This is a genomic window from Pseudomonas sp. WC1 (assembly GCF_050586565.1).
Lineage (GTDB): Bacteria > Pseudomonadota > Gammaproteobacteria > Pseudomonadales > Pseudomonadaceae > Aquipseudomonas.
Window position 1 is genome coordinate 1 of sequence record NZ_JBOBDQ010000136.1, and the last position, 627, is coordinate 627.

At 65.4% G+C, this 627-nt stretch carries 1 protein-coding gene; it reads left to right on the forward strand.

Annotated elements, in window-relative coordinates; all coding sequences use genetic code 11:
- The coding region (locus ACQ4OD_RS26370; protein WP_430945228.1) for a phosphopantetheine-binding protein at positions 1-627 on the forward strand (627 nt) is incomplete at both ends.

Sequence of the window (627 nt, forward strand, 5' to 3'; positions counted from 1 at the left end):
CGAAGGCGGGCGCCTGTACCGCACCGGCGACCTGGCGCGTTACCGCGAACAGGGCGTGATCGAGTACGTGGGCCGTATCGACCACCAGGTGAAGATCCGTGGCTTCCGTATCGAACTGGGCGAGATCGAAGCGCGTCTGCAAGAGCACGCCGCCGTGCGCGAAGTGCTGGTGCTGGATATCGACGGGGCAGGGGGCAAGCAACTGGCCGCCTACCTGATTGCTCAGGACGCGAATGCAGACCAGGCAACCCTGCGTGACACGCTGAGACAGCACCTGAAAGCCAACCTGCCGGACTACATGGTGCCGACGCACTTCCTGATCTTGGACCAGTGGCCATTGACCGCCAACGGCAAGCTGGACCGCAAGGCCCTGCCCAAGCCGGATGCCAGCCAGCTGCAGCAGGGCTACGTGGCCCCGCGCACGGCGCTGGAGCAGCAACTGGCGGCGATCTGGAGCGAGGTGCTGAAAGTCGAGCAGGTGGGCTTGCACGACAACTTCTTCGAACTCGGCGGCCACTCGTTGCTGGCCACCCAGGTCACCTCGCGGATTCGCCAGCGCCTGGACCTGGAAGTGTCGCTGCGCAGCCTGTTCGAATCCGCTGACCTGCAAGCCTTCGCCCAGGCCGC